Source organism: Asticcacaulis biprosthecium C19, from assembly GCF_000204015.1.
Lineage (GTDB): Bacteria > Pseudomonadota > Alphaproteobacteria > Caulobacterales > Caulobacteraceae > Asticcacaulis > Asticcacaulis biprosthecius.
In genome coordinates this window covers 33240-56624 of the sequence record NZ_GL883080.1, presented here as the reverse complement: position 1 = coordinate 56624, position 23385 = coordinate 33240, and the positions used below count along the sequence as shown (strand labels likewise).

12 protein-coding genes are annotated in these 23385 nt (G+C 63.1%); 7 read left to right on the top strand and 5 right to left on the bottom strand.

Going from position 1 to position 23385, the window contains the following annotated elements; genetic code table 11:
* Positions 1-68 precede the first annotated feature (68 nt).
* Together ABI_RS18825 and ABI_RS18820 are read right to left on the bottom strand one after the other, a co-directional pair.
* Complete coding sequence (locus ABI_RS18825; protein WP_040309738.1) at positions 69-1007, bottom strand: DMT family transporter; 939 nt, start codon at positions 1005-1007, stop codon at positions 69-71.
* Entirely contained in the window at positions 1007-1258 is a 252-nt protein-coding gene (locus tag ABI_RS18820; RefSeq protein WP_006274647.1) for a BolA/IbaG family iron-sulfur metabolism protein, read from the bottom strand. The genes ABI_RS18825 and ABI_RS18820 overlap by 1 nt, the downstream gene beginning before the upstream one ends.
* 190 nt (positions 1259-1448) lie before the next feature.
* Here ABI_RS18820 and ABI_RS18815 point away from each other — a divergent pair, with 190 nt between their 5' ends.
* The 6 genes from ABI_RS18815 to ABI_RS18790 are packed head-to-tail and all read left to right on the top strand — an operon-like array spanning position 1449 to position 6054.
* Positions 1449-2987 (top strand): OprO/OprP family phosphate-selective porin, encoded by a 1539-nt coding sequence (locus ABI_RS18815; RefSeq protein WP_006274645.1) that lies wholly within the window; start codon positions 1449-1451, stop codon positions 2985-2987.
* Between the two features lie 15 nt (positions 2988-3002).
* On the top strand, positions 3003-3737 hold the full coding sequence (gene modA, locus ABI_RS18810) for a molybdate ABC transporter substrate-binding protein (RefSeq protein ID WP_006274644.1): 735 nt from the start codon (positions 3003-3005) through the stop codon (positions 3735-3737).
* Positions 3737-4096 carry a VOC family protein gene (locus ABI_RS18805; protein WP_006274643.1) on the top strand — a complete coding sequence of 120 codons (360 nt, stop codon included), beginning with the start codon at positions 3737-3739 and terminating at the stop codon, positions 4094-4096. The genes modA and ABI_RS18805 overlap by 1 nt, the downstream gene beginning before the upstream one ends.
* Entirely contained in the window at positions 4096-4773 is a 678-nt protein-coding gene (gene modB / locus ABI_RS18800) for a molybdate ABC transporter permease subunit (RefSeq protein WP_006274642.1), read from the top strand. Before ABI_RS18805 ends, modB begins: the two co-directional genes overlap by 1 nt.
* Positions 4766-5479: an ATP-binding cassette domain-containing protein gene (locus ABI_RS18795; RefSeq protein ID WP_006274641.1), complete on the top strand. Its 714-nt coding sequence runs from the start codon at positions 4766-4768 to the stop codon at positions 5477-5479. Before modB ends, ABI_RS18795 begins: the two co-directional genes overlap by 8 nt.
* Positions 5479-6054: a DUF6940 family protein gene (locus tag ABI_RS18790; protein ID WP_006274640.1), complete on the top strand. Its 576-nt coding sequence runs from the start codon at positions 5479-5481 to the stop codon at positions 6052-6054. The genes ABI_RS18795 and ABI_RS18790 overlap by 1 nt, the downstream gene beginning before the upstream one ends.
* Positions 6055-6299: 245 nt before the next feature.
* Here the strand turns inward: ABI_RS18790 and ABI_RS18785 are convergent, their stop codons facing one another.
* Entirely contained in the window at positions 6300-6965 is a 666-nt protein-coding gene (locus ABI_RS18785) for a peptidoglycan DD-metalloendopeptidase family protein (RefSeq protein ID WP_006274639.1), read from the bottom strand.
* 46 nt (positions 6966-7011) lie between these two features.
* Between ABI_RS18785 and ABI_RS18780 the strand changes: the two genes are divergently transcribed.
* Positions 7012-7773, top strand: a complete 762-nt coding sequence (locus ABI_RS18780) for a pseudouridine synthase (protein ID WP_006274638.1) — start codon at positions 7012-7014, stop codon at positions 7771-7773.
* On the opposite strand, the gene ABI_RS18775 is transcribed toward ABI_RS18780, so the two are convergent.
* Together ABI_RS18775 and ABI_RS18770 are read right to left on the bottom strand one after the other, a co-directional pair.
* Positions 7774-8358 carry an alpha-ketoglutarate-dependent dioxygenase AlkB gene (locus tag ABI_RS18775; protein WP_006274637.1) on the bottom strand — a complete coding sequence of 195 codons (585 nt, stop codon included), beginning with the start codon at positions 8356-8358 and terminating at the stop codon, positions 7774-7776.
* A gap of 363 nt (positions 8359-8721) precedes the next feature.
* Positions 8722-23364 carry a cadherin-like domain-containing protein gene (locus ABI_RS18770; protein WP_006274635.1) on the bottom strand — a complete coding sequence of 4881 codons (14643 nt, stop codon included), beginning with the start codon at positions 23362-23364 and terminating at the stop codon, positions 8722-8724.
* Positions 23365-23385 lie beyond the last annotated feature (21 nt).

Here is a 23385-nt window from a genome sequence, read left to right as displayed (position 1 = left end):
GATAATAGCCTCGCGCCAAAAAGTGGATGCCACTTTTTGGATAAACGTGAGGCGATAAATAATATCCTTCAGTGGGGTTCCACCTGCGTCCGGTGCGCCGAAATGCACGAGATCACCCCGGCACAGATCAGCACAAAGGCGGCAGCTTCGAGCACGGTCGGCAAGCGCTGCTCCCAGACAAAGCCGTAGATCAGGGCGAACAGGGTCTCGAACAGGATCATCTGGCCGACCAGGGTCAGGGGCAGCAGGCGGCTCATCCGGTTCCACAGGGCATTGCCGATGATCGAGGCCACCACCGCCACGCCGATCGAAACAGAGGCAAACTGCATCCAGGCCGAAACGTCATGATGCGTGCGATCCAGAACAAGCGCGATCGGGATCAGCAGCAGGGCCTGGCCGCCGGTGACGACACCCGTCAGCAGATTCCAGTCCTGAGCCGATACGGTGCCGAGCTTTTCCAGCCAATGACGGTTGCCGACGGCATAGATCGTCCACGATATCAGCGCCCCGACAGCACAGAGCAGACCGACAAGCTGGGCAACCGGGGACTGCGCAGGCACCGCCAGGGCCTGCCAACCGATACAGACGGCCCCGCCGGCACAGAGCAGCAGCGAGGGTAGCAACTTCACCACGGGAACGGCGCCATGGGCGCGGCTGCCGATCAGGGTCACCGCCACAGGCAGGAAACCGATGACCAGCGAGGTCATGGCGATGCCACCCGTCTGCACCGCCGACGACAGAAAGATGTAGTAGAGGGTGTTCCCGGTCAGGGCCAGCCAACACAGCGCCCGCCATTCCCGCCCGGTGATGACGGCGACCAGCGACTTCCAGCGCGGCGCGATCAGCACCCCCGAGATGACGCCATAGGCGAGATAGCGCCCGACCGTCAGTTGCAGCGGCGTGAAGGCCCGTGCCAGCTCCGGCGCCAGGAAGACCAGTCCCCACAGCGCGCCGGCGCCCATGCCACACAGGAGTCCGAGCGTGCCGGAACTGACCCTGGACAGCATCAGCCGTCCTTTGCCACCGTATCTAGGGCCACCGTCTCCAGCGCCAGGGCATGCAGCGGGCCGCTGAGCAGATCGGCCAGGGCGCGGTTGACCAACTGATGCTGGCGCACGCGGGCTAAGCCGTTGAAGGCGCCCGACACGATCCGCGCCTTATAGTGGTCGCCGTCGCCCGCCAGGTCGGTGATGGTCACCTCGGCATCGGGAAAGGCGGCTTCGATACGCGCCTGCAGTTCGCTCTGGGCAATGGCCATGGCCGGTTCCTTTCGTCAAAGCGTGCACATAAAGCCTTTTGCGGCGGCTGGCCAGCCCGTCACCGAACTGTCACAAAAGAACTTCGTTCTCCCAGCGACTCACGCCATAGGCGGCGAACCGGTCTCGCGTAACAGGTGATTAATCATCCGCAACTATATGGTTAAGAGATCAGTACAGGAGTCGTTTTGCATGCGTAGGTTCAACCGGACAAGCCGGGTCTTCGCCCTCAGCACCCTCGCCATGGCCATGGCCGTGCCCGCCCTGGCGCAGCAGGTGCCGCCGGAGGTTCAGGCGCGAATCGACGCCATGCAGGCCCAAATCGACGCCCAGCAGAAGCAGATCGACAGCCAGCAGTCGGAACTGGACGGGTTGAAATCCGAGGTCGCCAAACAATATGGCGCGCCCGCACCGGCAACGAAGGTTGCGGCAGCTCCCGTCCCTGCCCCCGCTCCCCTGCCGCCTCAGACCGCGCCGGTCACGATCAAGAACGGCACCGCGACGATTGCCTCCGCCGACAATGCCTTCAGCGTATCGTTGAAGAGCGTGTTCCAACTGGACGCCGCCAGCTTCCGCCAGGACAAGAACCTGGACCCGGCCGTGATCGGCCGCGACTTCAATTCCGGCACCAATTTCCGCCGCGCCCGCATCGGCATGGTCGGCAAGCTGTTCACCGATTTCGATTACAACGTCACGCTCGAGTTCGGCGGTTCGGGCGCCGAGGATGTCGGCCGCGTCCACGAAGCCTGGCTACAATATTCCGGGTTCAAGTCGGTCAAGCTGCGCATTGGCGAGTTCGCCCCCAATGTGGGGCTGGGCGATGCTGGCTCAATGATGACCTCGCCCTTCATGGAACGGGCTTCGGTCTCTGACATCCAGCGCAGCCTGGTGGCCGGCGATACCCGTATGGGCGTGGCGGCCTTCAATGCCCATGACCGCTGGCTGTGGTATGTGTCGGTGACCGGCAATACGGTCTCTGCCCTCAACACCCAATCGTCCGGCTTCACCGGCGCCAGTGCTGACGAACAGCTCGGCTTTACTGCCCGCCTGGCCGGAACGCCGCTGAAGGGCGATGGCTGGCTGCTCCATGCCGGCATCAACCATTCGGCCATCATCAACCCCGCCGATGCCGGCGCTTCGGCGGCGACGCGTTATCCGGTTCAATTCCGTGACCGGCCGGAACTGCGCCTAGACAGCACGCGCCTGATCGATACCGGCGCCATCAATGCGCAATCGGCGGCGATTACCGGCCTGGAACTGGCCTATCAGAACGGCCGCTTCTTTACCCAGGTGGAAACCTTCAATCTGGGCATCGAACGCTACAACCCGGCGCCGGGCGTTTCCAATCCCGACTTTTCGGGCTGGTATGTCGAAGGCGGCTGGGTGCTGACGGGGGAATCGCGCAAGTACAACACGATCACGGCGGCCTTCGACGGCATCACGCCGAAGAACAATTTCGACCCGAAGAAGGGCCAGTGGGGCGCCTTCGAACTGGTTGCGCGCTATTCGACCCTGGATCTCGACTACAACCCGGATGTCGCACTAACGGCAGACCGTGTCCGTGGCGGCAAGCAGGACATCACCTCGCTGGGTCTGGGCTGGACGCTCAATCCGGCTATGCGCTTTATCGTGCAGGGGCAGGATGTCAAAGTCGAACGCCGCAACAGTTCGGGCGTGCAGATCGGCCAGGACTATACTACGCTGGCGGTGCGGAGCCAGTTCGGCTTCTAGACCTTCGGAGCCATCATGAAGCCTATCCTGCTGTCCCTGGCCTTGTTAGTTTGTGCCGGTCAGGCCAGCGCAGGCGATGTCCAGGTGGCGGTGGCCGCCAACTTCACCGAACCGGCCAAGGCGATTGCCGCAGCCTTCCAGAAGAAGACCGGCCACACTGTCACCCAGAGCTTCGGCCCGTCGGGCGGCTTCTACAGCCAGATCCAACATGGCGCGCCGTTCGAAGTCTTCCTGTCGGCCGATGCCGAGCGCCCAACGCGCCTGGAAGCCGAGGGCCTGGGGGTAAAAGGCACGCGCTTCGTCTATGCCTTTGGCACCCTGGTGCTGTGGAGCGCCAAACCCGGCTTTGTCGATAACCAGGGCGCGGTGTTGAAGGGCCGATACGATCACCTGGCCATCGCCGATCCGGCGGCAGCGCCGTATGGTGTTGCCGCGGTCGAAACCCTGAAAAAATTGGGGCTGTACGATCAGGTTGCGCCAAAGATCGTCAAGGGGACCTCGATCGCCCAGGCCTATAGCTTTGTGTCGACCGGTTCGGCGGAACTGGGTTTTGTCGCCCTGTCGCAGGTCATCAACGAAAAAGGCGGTTCGCGCTGGGTGGTACCGAAGACGTATTATACGCCGGTCGACCAGCAGGCCATCCTGCTGAAGCCCGGCGTGAAAGACCCGGCCGCCAAGGCCTATCTTGACTTTTTGCGCAGTCCGCCGGCCATTGCCATCATCAAATCCTATGGCTACGAGGTGAAGTGATGATCGATCATATGGGCATACTGGTTTCGGACCGCGAACGCAGCAAGGCGTTTTACACTGCGGCCTTCGCGCCTTTGGGCTACAAACTGGTGATGGACGGGCCTTACGGCAGCGGGTTTGGCGTCAACAAGCCGGATTTCTGGCTGGCCGACGGCGCACCCAAGGATCACCTGCATGTCGCGGTGCAGGCCGCAAACCGCGCCGCGGTCGACGCCTTCTATGAAGCCGCCATGGCGGCGGGCGCCAAGGACAACGGGCCTCCGGGCATCCGTGAACACTATCACCCCAACTATTACGGCGCCTTCGTGCTCGATCCGGACGGACACAATATCGAAGCCGTCTGCCACACACCCGAATAATGACGGGTCTGGGGGACGCCATCATCGTCACCATCAACCTGGCGGCCGTGACCACGGTCTGTCTGGTGGTGCTGGCCACGCCGCTGGCCTGGTGGCTGTCGCGCGGGCACGGGCTGGTGCGTGATGTGGTGACGGCTGTGGTCGCCCTGCCCGTGGTGCTGCCGCCGACCGTGCTGGGCTTCTATCTGCTGGTGGCCATGGGGCCGAACTCGCCGCTGATGGTCGTGCTACAGCCGTTTGGTGTTCGCACCCTGAACTTTACCTTTGCCGGCCTGGTCATCGGGTCGATCCTCTATTCGCTGCCGTTCGCCGTCCAGCCTATCCGCAATGCCTTCGAAGCCATTGGTGCGCTACCGTTCGAGGTGGCAGCGACCCTACGCGCCTCGCCGTGGGACGCCTTCTGGAGCGTTGCCCTGCCCCAGGCACGCAAGGGCTTCCTGACGGCGGCGCTGCTGGTCTTTGCCCATACGGTGGGCGAGTTCGGGGTGGTGCTTATGATCGGTGGCGCTATTCCCGGCAAGACCGAGGTGGTGTCGATCCGCATCTTCCAACTGGTTGAGCAGCTTAATTTCGCCGGCGCGCATTGGCTGGCCGGCGGGCTGCTGGTGTTCGCCTTTGTCGTACTGCTGGCCCTGCTGGTGATCGAGCGCCGTATCGGGAGGGCTGTGCGTGATTGAGGTTTCGCTCTGCGGCTCGGTTGGCGGCTTTGCGCTGGACGCGACTTTCAGTGTCCCGGCCCAGGGTGTAACCGCGATCTGGGGGCCGTCAGGCTCGGGCAAGACCACGCTTTTGCGCGCCATCGCCGGGTTGGTGCAACTGAACGGGCGCGTTCGGATCGGTGATGCGGTCTGGCAGGACGATGCAAGGTTCACCCCGGTGCATCAGCGCCGGATCGGCTACGTGTTTCAGGAACCGTCGCTGCTGTCGCACCTGAGCGTTCAGGGCAATCTCGACTATGCTCGTTATCGCTCGGATGCGGCTGTGGATTTCGACAAGATCGTGGCCCAGACCGGTATCGATGGTTTACTGGGCCGTGGCGTGACGAAACTGTCGGGCGGTGAACGCCAGCGGGTGGCGATTGCCCGCACCCTGCTGTCGGCGCCGGATGTTTTGTTGATGGATGAGCCCCTGTCCAGCCTGGACGGCGACGCCAAGGCGGGCTTGATCCCGGTGATCGCGGCGATCGGCAAGACCTTACCGGTTTTGTATGTCAGCCACGATGCCTTCGAGATCGAGCGTCTGGCCGACCGGGTTTTGCGGCTGTCGAAGGGGCGGCTGATCGATGTGCCGGAGACTGACTTTGCCACCGAGGTAGAGGGTCTGAGCGAGGCCGAGTTGAAAGCCCTGGCGCGTGCGGCTTTGAAGGCGGGGATAAGGGTGTGATGGCCAGCATCCTGACCGATACAGTTGGCGATGGATTGCGCCTGCGTTTCTCAGACCTGTCCTGCATAGAGGTCGCTCATCGATGGGCGTCGGATCCGGAATTTAGTCGCACCTTTTCCGAGGCCCTGGCAGGGATTCCGTTTGACGCCTTTTTCTGGGAAACTCCGGTTTGGTCGGCCAAGACTGTCGGCCAACCGTTCGAGTGCGTCGTTACGCCCGCCCCTGCCCTGGCGAAGCGAAAGGCCAATCCGCAGTCTTTTGCGGCACAATTCGACGCCATACCGCCAGGCACAAATGTCATCGTGTTCGAAAGTCTGGGCCGGGATGCGGATTTGGTCGTGCCTTGCGACATCGCCGAAGGCGCTATGTACACCCATTTGGCCAGCTTCCTGCGAACAGCGCCCATGGGGCAAGCGACGGCGTTGTGGCACCATATCGGCGAAACCGTGCAGGGCTGGCTGCAATGCGATCGGCATTTCTGGCTCAGCACATCAGGGCTGGGCGTATCCTGGCTCCATGTGCGAATTGATCAGCGGCCGAAATACTATACCTATGAGCCGTATCGACAGACGTAATTTTGAAGCTGATGTGCAGCGACAGAGTCTGAAAAAGGGTTGTCCACAGATAAGCCAGATAAGTCAGATGAACAGCGTATCTGAGGACCGCCAGTGTCATGTACTGAAAGGCTTACTGACGAGTATAGCTCGTCGAAGATATAAAAAAATATTAGCAAATACTGATACTTATAGCTCTGCCCATCTGGCTTATCTGGCTTATCTGTAGACAACCCTTTTACCTAAACGGCCGCCTCACAGCGGCATCAGGCTAGCCCCAGCAAACCTGCCGGATCAGGGCATATCCGCTTCCACTGGTCGCGTTCGCTGCGTTTGAAGACGCCGGGATAGTCGCCCGACTTGTCCAGAATATCCAGAATGACCTGGAAATGCAGGTGTGGGGTCCAGCCGCCATTCACATCCGCCGCCCCCAGCCAGGCGATACGATCGCCAGTCTCCACGGGTTGGCCGATGCTTAATCCGTCCAGACTCTCGCGACTCAGGTGCCCATAGAGGGTCCAGAAGGTCAGGCCGTCAACCGCGTGTTCCAGCAGGATCGTAGGGCCGTAATCCTTGACATTGGCATTGTCCTGGAAGCTGTGCACCCGTCCGGCCAGTGGCGCGAGGACCTCGCTCCCGGCAGCGGCAAAGATGTCGATGCCGAGATGGATGGTACGTGGCTCCCCCGATTCCGGCACAAAGACCGGGCTGTCATAAATCGCGCGATCCTCGTCATAGCCGCCCCAGGCCAGGCGATCGCCCTTCTGTACCGGCAAGTCGGCGGGGAAATTCACCGGCCAATTCTTCGCCGCCAGACCTTCGGCATCCAGGCGCACCCGGTCGCAGTCACCGTGCAGGCCGCGGATAACTTCGGCGGGGCGCTCCGTGCGCGCGGCGAGCCAGGTGTGATAACGGTCGAAAACATCGCTCATCCGTCTGTGACTAGCGCAAGCGCGCAAATTTCGCTAGGACCGCGCTATGTCCCTGAGCAAAACTTATGACGGCGCCGAACCGGTTCGGCTGAACAAGTGGCTGGCCCAAAGCGGCGTCTGTTCACGCCGCGAAGCCGACACCCTGATCGAAGAAGGCTGTGTCGCCATTGCTGGCGAAACCGTTCGCGATGCCGGCCGCAAGATCCTACCCGGCCAGACCGTGACCTTGGATCGCGGCGAAACCCTGCCGATGACCGTCATCTACAACAAGCCGATCGGCATCGTCTCGGGCCAACCGGAACCCGGCGAGACGCCGGCGGTGCGCATGATCCGTCGCGCCAATGTCTTTGGTCCGGCCGATGTCTATCCCGACCAGACTTCGAAACTGGCGCCGATCGGCCGACTGGACAAGGATTCGCATGGTTTGTTGGTTCTGTCGGAGGACGGTGTCCTCGCCAAGGCGGTTATTGGTCCCGACTCGGAACTGGACAAGGCTTACCACGTCCAGGTCCGCGGCCAGATCATCGAGGCCAAGTTGGCCTGGCTGCGTCACGGCCTGGAACTGGACGGGCGCAAGTTGAAACCCGCCGAGATCACCCAGACCGGACCGCAGAGCCTGACCTTCGTACTGAAGGAAGGCCGCAAGCGCCAGATCCGCCGCATGTGCGACATGGTGGAACTAAGGGTGACTGACCTGTATCGCGACCGTATCGGACCTTTACAGTTGGGCGATTTGCCGGAAGGCCAGTGGCGGTTTATGACGCCGGACGAGCGCGAGGCTATGATCAAGGCAGGGACGCGGAGGTAGCTACCGCTCATCTGCCGCGTAGCGCATGGTCAGTGACAGACGCCGGGCGCGCGGCAACACCAGACCGCCGACCCGGTCACTCTTGCGGCCGGCAATACCATGCATCCAGTGTTCACGCACCTCGCCCGTCATCACCACCAGGCTGCGCGGGCGAAGATAGTGCGACCGCGTCACGTGACCCGGCCGGGTAAAATCCATCATCACCGCCGAACCCAGGCTGAGGATCGCCACCGACCGGATATGGTCGATGTCCCGGTCCTTGTGCGCCCCGATCCCTTGCCCCGGCTCATAGTCGTTGATCAAGGCACGCTGCGGCACGCCGGCAAACCAGCCGTCGGCATGTAGCCGTCTGGCATGAAGGTTGAGCCACTCCTCCATCGGCTGTGCCTGGTATTGCGCCGGTGCCGCGTCGTCATAGGCCCAGCCATACCATTGCCGCCGCCGCATCAATTCCAGCGACCATGGCCGGCGGTCGATCTGCGCGATCAACTCAGACTCTTCAGCCGGCGTGATATAGTCTTCGCGATAGCTGAGACCCGGTACGGGCTCCGGCTCAAAAAGGTCGAATAAGGAAAGGGCGGACATTCTGCATCTCAAAATTACAGAACAAAATAAGAACACATTGCCCGCGCGTTTTCAAGCCGCTAGACTTTGCTCATTACAACCTATGTCGCCCTGCTCTATTCCGTCATCCTGCCCGAGGGCCGGCTGGTCATGACTGATCTCAAACACTTGGCCGACACATTGGGACTTGAACAACCCGCACCTTCCTAGCCACCGACAGCCTGAACTTCGAAGCCCAAGCGGCGACGGTTGCCAAACTCGAGGCAAGGCTCGAGGCCGCCTTCGCGACACGTTTCCGCAAAGGACGAGGCCCTGACGTACGTCGAGACGAAACTGGGACTGTAGTTAATAACGCCCGGCCTGTTCAGGGCCGGGCGTTGGCTGTTACCAAACGATATGGCCCAGGACGTCGGCGGTGTTGACACCTTGCAGAGTGATGACATTGCCGGCGCCCAGGGTGATGACCGTATCGCTGCCGACCTGGGTGACGAGGCCAGCATTGGCGACGCCATGGGTATAGGCGTTGATATTGACGCTATCGCCATCGCTGCCGTTGAAGTCAGTCACCGTATCGGCACGGCTGCCGGCTTCGAACAGGAAGATGTCGGCGCCCAGACCGCCAATCAGGATGTCCGCCCCGCCTTTGCCGTTCAGTGTATTGCTGCCGGCGTTGCCGATCAGGGTATTGACCTGGTTGTTGCCGGTGGCGTCGATGTTGTCGGCGCCGGTCAGTTGCAGGGTTTCGACCAGACGCCCCAGCAGGGAGTAGCTGACGCTGGACAGGATAAGGTCTGTGCCTTCGCCAGCATTTTCGACAACATTGTCGGTCGAGTTCTGGACATAGTAGCTGTCGTTGCCCAGACCGCCCGTTAGGGTATTGATGCCGTCATTGCCGGTCAGGACGTTGTTCAGCCCGTTGCCCGTAGCCTTGATATTGGCCGTACCCGTCAGGGTCAGGTTTTCGAGGTGATCGCCCAGGCTGAAGGTGGCTGAGGAGAGGACGGTATCGGTGCCCTGGTTCAGCCCTTCGGTCACGGTTTCAGACGACAGGTTGACAATATAGGTGTCGTTTCCGTCGCCGCCAGCGAAGGTATCGTAGCCCGCGCCGCCATCCAGCAAATTGTTGCCGGCATTGCCGTTCAGCATGTTGGCCAGGCTGTTTCCGGTGCCGTCGATGTTCGCCGAACCGGTCAGGGTCAGGGTCTCAACGTGGCGGCCATTCAGGTCGTAACTGACCGAAGCGAAGACGACATCCGTGCCCTCACCCAGGATTTCGAGGACGTCATCACCCAGCGTCTGGACGTAGTAGCTGTCGTCACCCAGCCCGCCCGCCAGGACGTTGACCGCAGCGTTGCCGGTCAGGCTGTTGCCCAGGCCGTTGCCGATGCCGTTGATGTTGGCGACGCCGGTCAGGACCAGGTTTTCGAGGTTGGCGCCGAGGGTGAAGGTGACCGCCGCGCGGACCGTATCGCTGCCCTCATCGGCGTTTTCGTTGACCACGTCGCCGGTGGTGTTGACGACATAGGTGTCGTTTCCGCCGCTGCCGCCCATCGTGTCATTGCCGGCGCCGCCATCGATCAGGTTATGACCGGCATTGCCGCTGAGCATATTGGCGAGGCTGTTACCTGTCGCGGTCAGATCAGCGGAGCCGGTCAGGGTCAGGGCCTCGACCGCGCGTCCGGCCAGGGTGTAGCTGACCGAAGCGATGATGGCGTCCGTCCCCTCGCCCAAGGCCTCAACGACCGCATCACCGGCATTCTGGACGACATAGGTGTCGTTGCCCAGGCCGCCACTCAGCAGGTTGTTCCCCGCATTGCCGGTCAGAACATTGTCGCCAGCGTTGCCGGTGCCGTTGATGGCCGCCGCACCGGTCAGGGTCAGGTTTTCGACATGGGCGGTGAGCCCATAGGTGATCGAAGCCTCAACCGTATCCGTGCCTTCGTCGGCAAGTTCCACCACGGTATCGCCGTCGGCGATGACAAAGGTGTCGTTACCGGCGCCGCCGGACAGGGTATCAAGACCCGTGCCGCCGTCGAGGCTGTCATGGCCGCCCAGGCCGCGCACAACCTCATCCAGACCGGAGCCCGCAAGGGTGTTGTCACCGCCGTCACCCTGTACCAAGTGATACAGGGTCAGCGAGACCGTGGCGATATCGCTGTCGGCATAGCCGTCATTGGCGCGGAAGGTGAAGCTGTCCGGACCATAGTAGCCAGCGTCCGGCGTGTAGGTGAAGGCGCCGGTCGCCGCATCGAAGGCGGTGATCGTGCCATGAGCCGGTCCGGAGACGATGCTGTAGGTCAGGGCGTCATTTTCGGCATCGGTCGCGGCGATGGCGCCGGTGATGACTTCGCCCTCAACGCCGTTGCCGATGGCCTGGCTGGCGGCCACCGGGGCGACCTGCAGGATGGCCGCGATGGCGAAGGTGCCGTCGGCAAATTCGATATTCTCGACGCCGCTGACCGTATCGGTGCCATCCGTGCCGTTGACGGTGTAGACACCGCCCGAAACTGTGACGTGATAGGCGCTGCGCAGACCACTGACGGCAAACGTGTCGTCGCCCAGTCCACCGGTGAGGGTGTCGTTACCTGCACCGCCGGTCAGGAGGTTATTGCCGTCATTGCCGGTGATCAGGTTGTTCAGAGCATTGCCGGTGCCGTTGATATGGCCGGGGCCTTGCAGGCTGAGGTTCTCGACGTGATCCGCCAGGACGTAGTCGGCCGCGTCAGACAAGACCAGATCGGTCCCGCCACCGTCGCTTTCGACGATCAGGTCGGCAGTGTCGTCGACGGCATAGGTGTCGTTGCCGCTGCCGCCGGCCAGGTTGTCCGCCGCCGAACCCCCGTTCAGCACGTCTTCGCCATTGCCGCCCGACAACTGGTCGGCGTCGTCGTCGCCGATCAGGGTGTCATTACCGTCGAGACCGGTCAGGGTGTCCTGGCCGCCGAAGCCACGCAGGAAGTCGTTGCCCGAGGTACCGGTCTTGTTGTCGGCGATCGCGCTGCCGTCGATAATGATGCCGAAGTTCGAGGCCGTGACGTCAATCGTCTGGTCGGCAAACTGCAGGTATTCGACGCCCGAGAAGTGGTCTGTGCCTTCGTCGCCATTTTCCGGGAAGTTGTCGACGATGACGTAACCGCCGGCCTGGTCGGAAACGATGGTGTACTGGTCACGCGCCCCGGCGAAGATCGCCGTATCGCCGCCGTCGCCGCCCGACAAGGTGTCATTGCCCGCCCCGCCGGTCAGGGCGTCGTCGCCCGTACCGCCAGTGATGTCATCATTGCCGCCGTTACCGGAGACCGTATCATTGTCAGTACCGCCATCCAGCACATCGGCATTGGCGCCGCCCGTCACGACGTCCGCGCCGGCATCCCCGGACAGGGAGCCGCTGCCCGAAAGCGAGTCGTTGCCCTCTGCGCCGGTGAGCGTGCCTGAGCCGCTGACAACGTCTTGGCCGTCACCGCCGTCCAGCGTACCGGTGCCGGACAGAGTGTCGTTGCCGGCACCGCCGACTAAGGTGTTGTCGCCGCTGGCGTCACTGAGGTTGTCGGCGCCGTCATCGCCGGCCAGACCGTCATCGCCGGCCCCACCGCTGACCACGTCGTCGCCTTCACTGCCCCAGATAAAGTCGCTACCGGCGCCTCCGTCCAGCGTGTCATTGCCAGCATCGCCGTTCAAGACGTCGCTGCTGTTGCCGCCGAACAGGTTGTCATCGCCATCGTCGCCATGCAGGGTATCGACGCCGTCACCGCCTTCGAGCCGGTCGTCATCGCTGCCGCCGCTCACCGCGTCGTGGCCCAGACCGCCCAGCAGAACATCGCTTCCGAGTCCGCCGGCTAGGCTGTCGTCACCGGCACCGCCATCGCCATGGTCATGGCCGTCTCCGGCCGCGATATCGTCGTTGCCGTCACCGCCGAACAGCAGGTCATTGCCGGCCAGGCCGGTGACCGTGTCATCTCCGAGGCCGCCCGCGATCGAGTCGTCGAAGGCCGTACCCGTCAGATCATTGCTGTCGTCCGCGCCAGTGACGATATCGCCGCCCGACAACGCCGCTTCACCATCGGCAAAGACCAGATGTTCGACATCGCTGATCAGGTCGGCCGACAGGTCCGCCAGGCGCACGACGGCATAGCCGCCGCCATCGACCGCCATCAGGGCGTAGCCGGCACGGTCGCCGCTCATGACGACCGTATCGTCACCGAGACCACCGTCGACGGTGTCGGCCAGGGCGCTGACCGTGATCAGGTCATCGCCGTCGCCGCCGTTCATGGCGCCTGAACCACTCAGGGAATCGTTGCCTTCGCCGCCGCTCAGGCTGGTCGCAGTACCGCCGGTCAGGACGTCGTCACCGGCCTCGCCGCGCAGATCGCCCGTGCCGGTGAGGGTGTCGTTGCCGTCACCTCCCAACACCAGGTTATCGCCGTCGCTGTCCGAGATGAGATCGTGGTCGCCTTCACCGTACAGGGTGTCAGCACCGCTGTTACCGGTCAGGGTATCGCTGCCGGCGCCGGCTTCGATCAGGTCGTCCTGATCGCCGCCCGCCAGATTGTCGTTGCCTTCACCGCCCAGCAGATAGTCCTCGCCGCCGCCGCCGCTGAGGGCGTCGTTGTCGGCGCCACCGTCGAGACGGTCGTCTTCGTCGCCACCGTTCAGAACGTCACTGCCGGCTTCGCCGTAGATCAGGTCGGGCTCGGTACCGCCGTCGATCGTATCGTCGCCGTCCTCGCCGTGGATTTCGTCGGCGCCCGCCAGTCCGGAGACCAGGTCGTTTCCAGCGCCCGCCCGGATAGTGTCGTCACCAGAACTGACGTCGTTGGAGCCCGGGCGATCGGAGGTCACGTCCTCGCTGGAATGGTCGGTGATGGTGTCGTTGAGCGCCGAACCGGTATAGTTGTAACCGTAGTTCGGTGTGCCCTGATAATCGCCATCGGTGAACACCAGGGTGTAGACGCCGTAAAGTGTATCCTGGCCTTCGGGTGCGCCGCCGCGGTTGTCGGTGACAATGATGACGCCATTATCCTCGACGATCGTATAGTCGTTGCGATTGCCGCTGTAGTGGGCGACATCCACGCCGCCACCGCCATAGATCTTGTCATTGCCGCCCTGGGCATGGAAGACATCGTTGCCGGCCTGGCCGAACAGCCGGTCATCGCCAGCACCGCCAAAGAGGGTGTCATTGCCGTCGCCGCCTTCGATGCGGTCATAGCTGTTGCCGCCGTCCAACTGATCATCGCCGTCGTCGCCCGCCAAGCTGTCGTCATTGTCACCACCGCCCAGCGTATCGTTGCCGATACCACCGCTGAGCGTGTCATTGCCGTAGCCGGACGTAACGACATCGTCGCCGGCTTCGCCAGAGATGGCGTGGTCAGCGAAATAGGGCCACAGCTCCGACACGGTGTCGTTGCCGGCGCCACCAAACACCGTGGCGCTGCCCGTGAGTTCGAGGCTGTCATCGCCGCCGTCGCCGTACAGCGTCCCGCTGCCGCGGACCAGGTCATTGCCTTCGCCGCCGCTCAGGGTGCCATTGCCGAAAAGCTGGTCGGCGCCATCGCCGCCCGACAGGCTGTCCGTGCCGCCGTCGCCGTAGACGGTATCATTGTCACCTTCACCCAGCAGGGTATCGTCACCCGCGCCGCCACGGACCTGGTCTTCTCCGGCACCAGCTGCGACCTGGTCATCGCCGGCATCGCCGTAGACGACGTCATTGCCGGAACCGGCCAGGAGGCTGTCGTCACCGTCACCGCCGCGGACGATGTCATTGCCATTGCCGCCCGACAGGGTGTCATTGCCATCGAGACCGACCAGGCTGTCGTCGAGACCACCGCCCGACAGGCTGTTGCCATCGGCGTCGCCGGTGTGAATTTCGCCCGCCGTGGTGTTGTCGAGCGCCAGACTCAGGTCGTTGAAGGCTGCGGTTTCGACGCCGTTCAGTGCGTCTTCACCTTCGCTGGAGCGATTGGCGACGACGGCGTAGCCGCCGAGGCCATCCTGAACGACGGAATAGTAGATGCGGTTCCCGCCATAGCTGGCAGTGTCGTTGCCGAGACCTCCGGAGATCGTATCATCGCCCTCCCCGCCGTTCACCGCGTCGTTGTCGTCGCCGCCGTCGATGGTGTCGTTACCCGTACCGCCGGACACCGTGTCATTGCCGGTGCCGCCCAGAAGGCTGTCGTCGCTGTGATTGCCGGAAACGACGTCGTCGCCGGTCGAACCGTCAAGGGTTTGCGCGCCGTCCGAGCTGTACGGATCCCAGCCTGCCAGGGTGTCGTTGCCGCTGCCGCCATCGCCAGTGCCGCCGCCCACGATGTAAAGGACGTCCGCCTCGGAATCACCGAAAGCTTCGCTCCAGGCGTAGAGGGTGTCGTTGCCGGCATCGCCGAGCAACTGACCATTGCCCCACAGCCAGTCATCGCCAGCATTGCCGGACGCCAGACCGGTACCGCTATTGGTGATGGAGTCGGCACCTTCGCCGCCGGACAGCAGGTTGGCGCCATCACCGCCGGAGAGGGTGTCATTGCCGTCTTCACCCAGAACGATGTCCTCGCCGGTTCCGCCCAGAAGGCTGTCATCACCCAGGCCGCCACCGAGCGTATCGCCGCCGTGGCTGCCATCGATCGTGTCGTTGCCGTCACCGCCACCGGCGGCATCATTGCCTTCGCCGGCATAAAGGTGATCCTGGCCTTCGCCGCCGGCCAGGTTGTCATTGCCGCCGTCACCATAAAGGACGTCGTTACCGTCATTGCCCGACAGGGAGTCGTCGCCCTGGTCGCCGGTCAGACGGTCATGGCCGCCGTTGCCGGCCATGGTGTCGTTGCCGATATCACCGATGATGATGTCGTCGCCGGAGGTTCCGTTCAGCTCAAGCCCGACATTGCTGTAGGGCAACAGAGCCAGTTCGGTGTCGCCGAACACCAGGGCTTCGACGCCATACAGCACATCTGTGCCATCGTAGCCGGTGACCACCGCTGCGCCAACGACAAAGCCGTCTTCGTCGACCGTATAGCTGATGGCGTAGCCCTGGCCAGCGATCGAGACATGGTTGTCCCCGTCTGTGGTGACCGTGTAGCTGCCCAGATTGCCGGCAAAATAGGCACGGTCGGCGCCCGAACCGCCGTACAGGATGTCGTTGCCGGAACCGCCCGACAGTGTGTCGTCGTTCTGGCCGCCGATCAGGGTGTCGCTGCCACCGTAGCCGTACAGGGCGTCCTGGCCGATGCCGCCGTCGAGATATTCGTCGGCTGACTGGCCCGAGTGAGCCGCATAGCCCAGCAGGGTGTCGTTACCGTCGCCACCACGGCCGGTGCCGCCATAGCTGCGGACCTGGTCGTCGCCCTCGCCGCCATCGGCCACACCACCGGAACCCGCGACCGTGTCGTTGCCGGCATCACCGGAAACCTGGCCGGAACCGTCGACGCTGTCATTGCCATCGGCGCCCGACAGGGTGCCATTGCCGGTGACGGTATCGTTGCCGAGGCCGCCATCCAGCGCATCCGTGCCGGCGCCGCCGCTGACGACGTCATGGCCGGCACCACCGCTGGCCGTGTCATCTCCGGCTCCGCCCGAGACGGTATCGGCATCGTCGCCGCCATCCAGGACGTCATTGCCATCGCCGCCGAGGACAGAATCTTCGCCTGTGCCGCCCACGATGCTGTCATGGTCGGCGCCGCCGTCCAGAACATCGAAGCCCGCGCCGCCGTCCAGGCTGTCGCCACCTTCGCCGCCGCTGACGATGTCGTTGCCGGCCGCGGCCACGATCACGTCGGCCGCCGTACCGCCGGTGAGGCTGTCATCGAAGGCACTGCCGGTCAGGGTCGACGGCGTATTGTCGCCGGTCAGGATCGCGCCGGTATTGGCGCTGCTAACCACAAGGTCAGCATCGGCAAAGCGAACGGTTTCGATCGAGGATATCCGGTCGCTACCGTCCGAACCGCGGTTGTTGACGACATGATAGCCGCCAGCACCATCCTGGATGACGCTGTACACGGCGCGATTGCCCGAAAGCATGGCCACATCCTGGCCAGCGCCGCCGTCCAGAGAATCATTGCCCAGAGCCCCGGTCAGGGTATCGTCGTCGCCATTGCCGCTCAGCGTATCGTCGCTGTCGCCGCCGGTGAGTTGGTCATTGCCATCGCCACCCGACAGGCTGTTATTGCCGCTGTTGTCGCTGATCGAGTCGTTGCCGGCGTCACCTTGCAGGGTGTCTTGGCCGTAGTAACCGGTCATGACGTCATCGCCGTCGCCGCCCGCCGCGCTGTCGTCGCCCCAGTTGGCGGCGATGGTATCGTTGCCTGCGCCGCCCAGCAGGGTCTGGCTGCCATCGACTCCGCCCGGCGCCGCGCCGGACAGATAGTCGCCGCCCTCACCGCCTTCCGCGGTGGCGCCGGTATAGGCGTTGATCGTGTCGGCCCCGGCCTCGCCCTTCAGGCTGCCGTAACCGGTGATGTTGTCACCCCCGGCGCCGCCTTCCAGCGTACCGTTGCCCAGCAGGGTGTCGCCGTCATCGCCACCCTGGAGCAGGTTGTTGCCCACCCAGTCGCTCAGGCGGTCTTCGCCATTGCCGCCGATCAGGGTGTCATTGCCCTGCCCGCCGTCCAGGCTGTCGCGGTCGAAATCGGGATGGCCGTCGGTATTGCCGTCGGCATCATCGCTGTAGCCACCGGCCGCGCCGTCGCTGCCATACAGGACATCGTGGCCGGTATCGCCCAGAAGGGTGTCGTCACCGGAACCGCCGATCAGGGTGTCGGCGCCGTAGCCGCCTTCGAGAACGTCATTGGCCAGACGACCCAGGACGACGTCGTGGCCGCCGCCGGCTTCGACGCGGTCGCCGCCGGAACCGGCATCAACCGTATCGTTGCCGGTCAGGTCCAGATCGTGGAACGGTGCCGGGCCTGGAATGACGTCATCGGCACCCGTGCCTGTGACGACGATACCCGTCGCGGGTGCGATCAGTTCGTACTCGCCATCGTCAAACATCAGCAACTCGACACCGGTCAGGACGTCGGTGCCTTCTGGGGCGCCGGGGCGGTTATCAGTGACCGTGGTCACACCTGCGACGGTCGAGATGGTGTAGTCGGATGCCGTGCCGGAATAGATGGCGACATCATAGCCGCTGCCGCCGGCGATGGTATCGTCGCCGTCCTGGGCGCTGTCGCCCTGCAGGATGTCGTTGCCGTCACCGCCGTCGAGAAGGTCCGCGCCGGCCATGCCACGCAGCTTGTCGTCGCCGGCGCCGCCGTAGAGACTCTGGTCGCCGCTGACGCCGTCGACACTGTCATTGCCGGCATCGCCATAGCCCGTGCCGTAGACCGTGACCTGGTCGTCGCCGTCACCACCCGACAAGGTGCCGTTGCCGTACAGGGTGTCGTTGCCACCGCCGCCGGCAAAGGTGTTGCTGCCCGAGCTGTCGTTGAGGTAGTCGTTGCCCTCGCCGCCGACCAGGGAGTCATTCCCGGTTTCGCCGTAGAGTGTGTCGTGGCCTTCGCCGCCGGTCAGTGTATCCGATGCCACCCCGCCCCACAGGAGGTCCTGGCCGGTGCCGCCGTCCAGGCTGTCCTGGCCACGATCGCCGAGAAGCTGGTCATTGCCTTCGCCGCCCAGCCCCGTATCGTTGCCGTCGCCGCCATAGACCAGGTCGGCGCCGTCGCCGCCTTCGATCAGGTCGTTGCCGACGCCCGCCGAAATCTGGTCGCCACCTTCGTAGCCATACAGGCTGTCATTGCCGAGGCCGCCGCTCAGCACATTGGACACGCCATCGCCGGGCACGACCACACCGGTATTGCCGGCCAGGGCGACAAATTCATCGTTGAAACGGATCAGTTCGACCCCGGTCAGGGTGTCGCTGCCAACGGGCGAGCCATCGCGGTTGTCGGTCAGGGTGACCGCACCGCTCAAGGTATCGACGCTTATCGTGAAGTCCGAAGCATTGCCATCGACCAATACGGTGTCGCGGCCGGTGCCGCCGTCCACCTGGTCATCGCCGGCTTCGGCGCCAATCTCATCATCGCCGGCGCCGCCGGACAGGCTGTCATTGCCGCTTTCGCCAAGCAGCAGGTCATTCTCGTCGCCGCCGGCCAGGCTGTCGCCGCCCGCACCGCCGTAGAGGCTGTCATTACCGGCGTCGCCGCTCAGGCTGTCGCGACCGCCCTCGCCTTCCAGACGGTCGCCGCCACCGGCGCCGTTGATGGTATCGCCAGCGGCCGAGCCGGTCAGGGTTTCGCCGTTAACGCCGCCGTTCAGGGTCAGGCCCTGGTAGGAGACGTCCTGGTCGTTGAAGCGGATCACTTCGATGCCGGTGAGATAGTCCGTCGTGGTGCTGCCGGCAACGATCACGTCACCGTCTTCGGTCTCGGTGATGGTGAAGCTTGAGCGATTGCCGCTGATATAGACGATGTCGATGCCGCTGCCGCCATCGATCGTGTCGTCGCCACCGAAACCATAGAGGGTATCATTGCCGCTGCCGCCGAACAGGCTGTCGCGGTTATTGCCACCGCGAACCGTGTCGTTGCCGAGACCACCGTCAACCGAATTGTCCGAGGTGGTGTTATTCTGGGTGCCGGTCAGGCTGTCGTCACCCGCCCCGCCGGTCAGGGTCGCGCCATAGGCGACGGCCTGGTCGGCATTCATAAAGTCATTGCCGTCACCGCCGTCGGCCGTCCCTGTGGCGTAGATGGTGTCATTGCCGATCCCGCCGCTGATCAGGTTCAGACCGGCGCCCGCGTGGATGTAGTCGGCCCCGTCGTCACCTGCGATGGTGTCAGCTCCGCCATAACCCCACAGGCTGTCATTGCCGGAGCCACCAATCAGGCTGTCGGCGTAGTTGCCACCCTCGATATAGTCGTGGTCATCGCCACCATCGAGGACATTGATCGTGCCGGTGTTGTTCTGGGTGGCGAACAGGGTGTCATTTCCCGCGCCACCGGACAGGGTCGCGCCGAACGTCACCGCCTGATCGGCGTTGATATGGTCGGCGCCATCACCGCCCGAGACCGAACCGGTCGCGTAAATGGTATCGTTGCCGAGGCCGCCCGTCACCTGATTCAGACCAGAGCCGACGTGGATGTAATCGGCACCGTCGCCGCCGTCGAAGGTATCGGCGCCGCTGCCGGCCGTCAGGCTGTCATTGCCGCTGCCACCGTCCACGTTATTGTCACCGGTGCTGGCGGCAATAGTGTCGTTGCCGTCGCCGCCGAGGACGGAATCGTTCTGGTAGCTGGTGGTGACCGAGTCGTCCCCGGCCCCGGCATCGACCGAATCCGCCCCGCCATTGCCATTGATGACATCGTTGCCGCCGAGGGCAGTGATGGTATCATTGGCCGCCGATCCCGTGAGCGTGTCGACCAGTTCCGTGCCCGTCAGGCTGCGGCCTTCATAGGTGACGTCCAGATCGTTGAAACGCAGGACTTCGGCGCCAGTGATCGTGTCGATGCCTTGCGGCGCGCCGTTACGGTTGTCGGTCAGGGTGATGACACCGGTCTCGCTGTCGCGGACCAGAGTAAAGTCGGCACGGTTGCCATTGATCAGTATGGTGTCCAGGCCCGCACCGCCGTTGACGGCGTCGTTGCCACCGTCGCCGCGGATCACGTCATCTTCGTCACCACCGATCAGGGAGTCGCCATAGGCGCCGCCGGTGATCGAGTCCGCCCCGGCGCCGCCGTCGACGGTGTTCACACTGCCGTCGCTGTTGCCGCCACTGGCCAGCAGAGTGTCGTTGCCGGTGCCGCCGCTCAGCGAGCCCGCCGTGCCGCCGGCCTGGGCCGTCGCGTCGACCAGGTCGTCACCGTCGTCGCCATTCATCGTGTCGCCGCTACCGCCGCGCAGGGTGTCGTTGCCGGCGCCGCCGCTGAGGCTGTCAGTGGTGGCGGCCGTCCCGGTGACCGAGTCAAGCCCGTCGCCGGCATTCACCGTTCCGCCGGAAACGATCGTGTCATTGCCGGCACCGCCCTCGATCAGATTGACGCCGGAGGTGTCGGAAAGGCTGTCATGGCCGTCGCCGCCCAGGACAGTATCATTGCCGGCACCACCATCGACGGTATCGTCGCCCGCGCCCAGATCCAGGCTGTCGGCACCGGCACCGCCGTAGACAACATCGCGGCCACCACCGGCGGTGACGACATCATCGCCATCATAGCCGTAGATCGAGTCACCGAAATCACCGCCGGTCAGGGTGTCGTTGCCGGCCGTGCCGATGCGTGTCACCGGTCCGGTGGCGGCATCCTGCTCAGCAAACTCGATCAGTTCGACGCCTTGCAAGGTGTCTGTGCCGTTAGGGCTGCCATCGCGATTGTCGGTGACGGTTGTTGTGTCGCCGTTGACGGTGACGGTGTAGTCGCTGGCCTGGCCGTCATACAAGGCGACGTCGATGCCGCCATAGCCGTAGATCAGGTCGTTGCCGAGGCCGCCAGTAATGGTGTCGTCACCTTCGTAGGCATAGATGGTGTCATTGCCTTCCAGGCCGGATATCCGGTCGTCGCCGTTAGAAGCCACGACAGGGTCGGCGCCCGCCGTCCCACGAAAACTCAGGCCATCTCTGAGGCTATAGGTCACACCGCCCACGATCAGCGTATCGATCCAGTTGTAGGCGGTATTACCGTGAATATCGTTGCGGAACTGCTCTGCGAGAAGGATGGAATCCGTACCCTCGCCATAGTGCAGGACCAGGTCCTGCCAGACATTGCCGTACCAGGGATTATAGGACGCGGTGCGTTCGAACCAGACGTCATTGATCGTCAGGTCGCCCAGAAGTTCGATCGTGTCGGAATCGGCGGCTGCCGAATTCTGCACGAAGATCGTGTCGTTGCCGTCGCCTTCAGAGAAGCGGACAATGTCGTTGCCTGAACCTGTGTACAGCTGATCGTTGCCCGTACCGCCGATCAGCGTGTCGACGTCTTCGGCGCCATAAACCGTGTCGTTACCGGCGCCGGCATCTTCGATATCGTTGCCGGTATAGCCATACAGATAGTCATTGCCACCAAAGCCAGTCAACGTGTCGTTGCCACTGTTGCCCAGAACGGACTCGCTGGCTTCGGTGCCGCGCAAATTCAGGTGATTGACGATGTTGTAGGCGATACCGCCCACGACCAGGGTCGCAATCTCATTGTAGTTGGTGTTGCCGAAATAGTGGCGTTGGAACTGGCCGCTCAAATAGATGGTGTCGCCGGCATCACCGTAATGGATGATCAGGTCCTGCCAGATATAGCCGAAATACGGGTTGTAGGACTGTGCGCGCTCGAACCAGACGTCGTCAATCGTCAGATCGCCTTCGATAACGATAACATCCTCGTCACCGGCGGCGTAATCCTGAACCAAGAGGGTGTCATTGCCGGCGCCTTCAGCGAACACAAAGCTGTCATTGCCCGCGCCGCCATAGAGCTGGTCGTTGCCGGTCCCGCCGGTGATGGTATCGGCACCGGCGGCGCCATACACCGTATCGATGCCGCCGCCGCCGTCGGCAATATCGTTACCCTCATATCCGTAGACATAGTCGTTGCCGTCGAGCGCTGTCAGGGTGTCGTTGCCGTCATTGCCCAGAACGTACTCGCCGCCGTCGGTGCCGCGCAGATTGAGGTGATCGACCAGATCATAGGCCACCCCATTGAGCACCAAGGTGGTGATTTCGTTGTAAGCCGTCGATCCGAAATAATGGCGTTGGAACTGACCGCTGAGATAGATCGAGTCGCCGCTGTCGCCGAAATGGATGATCAGGTCCTGCCAGATATAGCCGAAATACGGGTTGTAGGATTGAACGCGCTGGAACCAGACGTCATCGATCGTGATGTCTCCGGTAATCTCGATAACGTCCTGGTCGCCGGCGCCATAGTCCTGGACATTGATCGTGTCGTCGCCATCGCCCACGGTAAAGACGTAACGATCGTCACCCGTGCCGCCATAGATCTGGTCGTCGCCGGCACCACCGATCAGGGTGTCGGCGCCCTGATGACCGGACAGCGCGTCATTGCCGCCGCCGCCGTCGATACTGTCGTTGCCGACATAGCCGTACAGGCCGTCATTGCCGTCAAGACCCACCAGGGTGTCGTTGCCGCCATTACCCTGGATCGTTTCGCCCGCCGCTGTTCCGCGCAGGTCCAGATGGCTGACGATGTCGTACTCGACGCCGCCAACGATCAGCGTACGAATTTCGTTGTAAGTCGCAACGCCGAACAACTGGTTATAATACTGGCCGACCAGGGTAATGGAGTCACCCTGGTCGCCATAATGGATGACCAGGTCGTAATAGCCGTAGCCATAGCTGGGATGGTAGGATTGGGTGCGCTGAAACCAGACATTGGTCAGGGTCAGATTGCCGAGGATTTCGATCACGTCGGCATCGGTGACGTCGGCATCGCTGACATAAATCGTGTCGCTGCCATCGCCGACACGAAAGACCAGGCGATCACTACCCGTCGACGCGTAAATCTGGTCGTCGCCTGTGCCACCGGTGACGGTATCGTTGCCCGTTCCGGCGTAGATCACGTCATTGCCAGTGCCGGCGTCGATCAGGTCATGACCGCCATAGCCATAGATCGGGTCGGCGCCATCCTCGCCCCATAGGGTGTCATTGCCGTCAGTGCCTTGCACAAGCGCACCAATGTTGCCGCCGAACAGTTCCAGGTCGGAGATGAGGCTGACGGTTTGACCGCCGATCGTCAGGGTCTGGACAGCGTTATAGGTGGTGACGCCGATGAGCTGATTGTTGAATTGGCCGCGCAGGGTGATGGTATCGCCCTGGCTGCCATAGTGGATAACGAGGTCGAAATAGCCATAGCCATAATAGGGATTATAGGACTGGACGCGTTCCATCCAGACGTCGTCGATGGTCAGGGCGCCTTCGATCACGATGGTATCGATATCGGCCGCGGCGAAGTTTTGGACGTCGATCAGGTCGTTGCCATCACCTTCTTCGAAGACGAAGACGTCATTGCCGGCGCCCCCGCCCAGTATATCGTCACCGGTATTGCCGCGAATGGTATCGTCTTCGACCGTTCCCCCGAAGTTGTCGTTGCCCGAAGTCCCGTTGTAATCGACCATGTCCATTCCCGTTGCAAAGCACCGCCG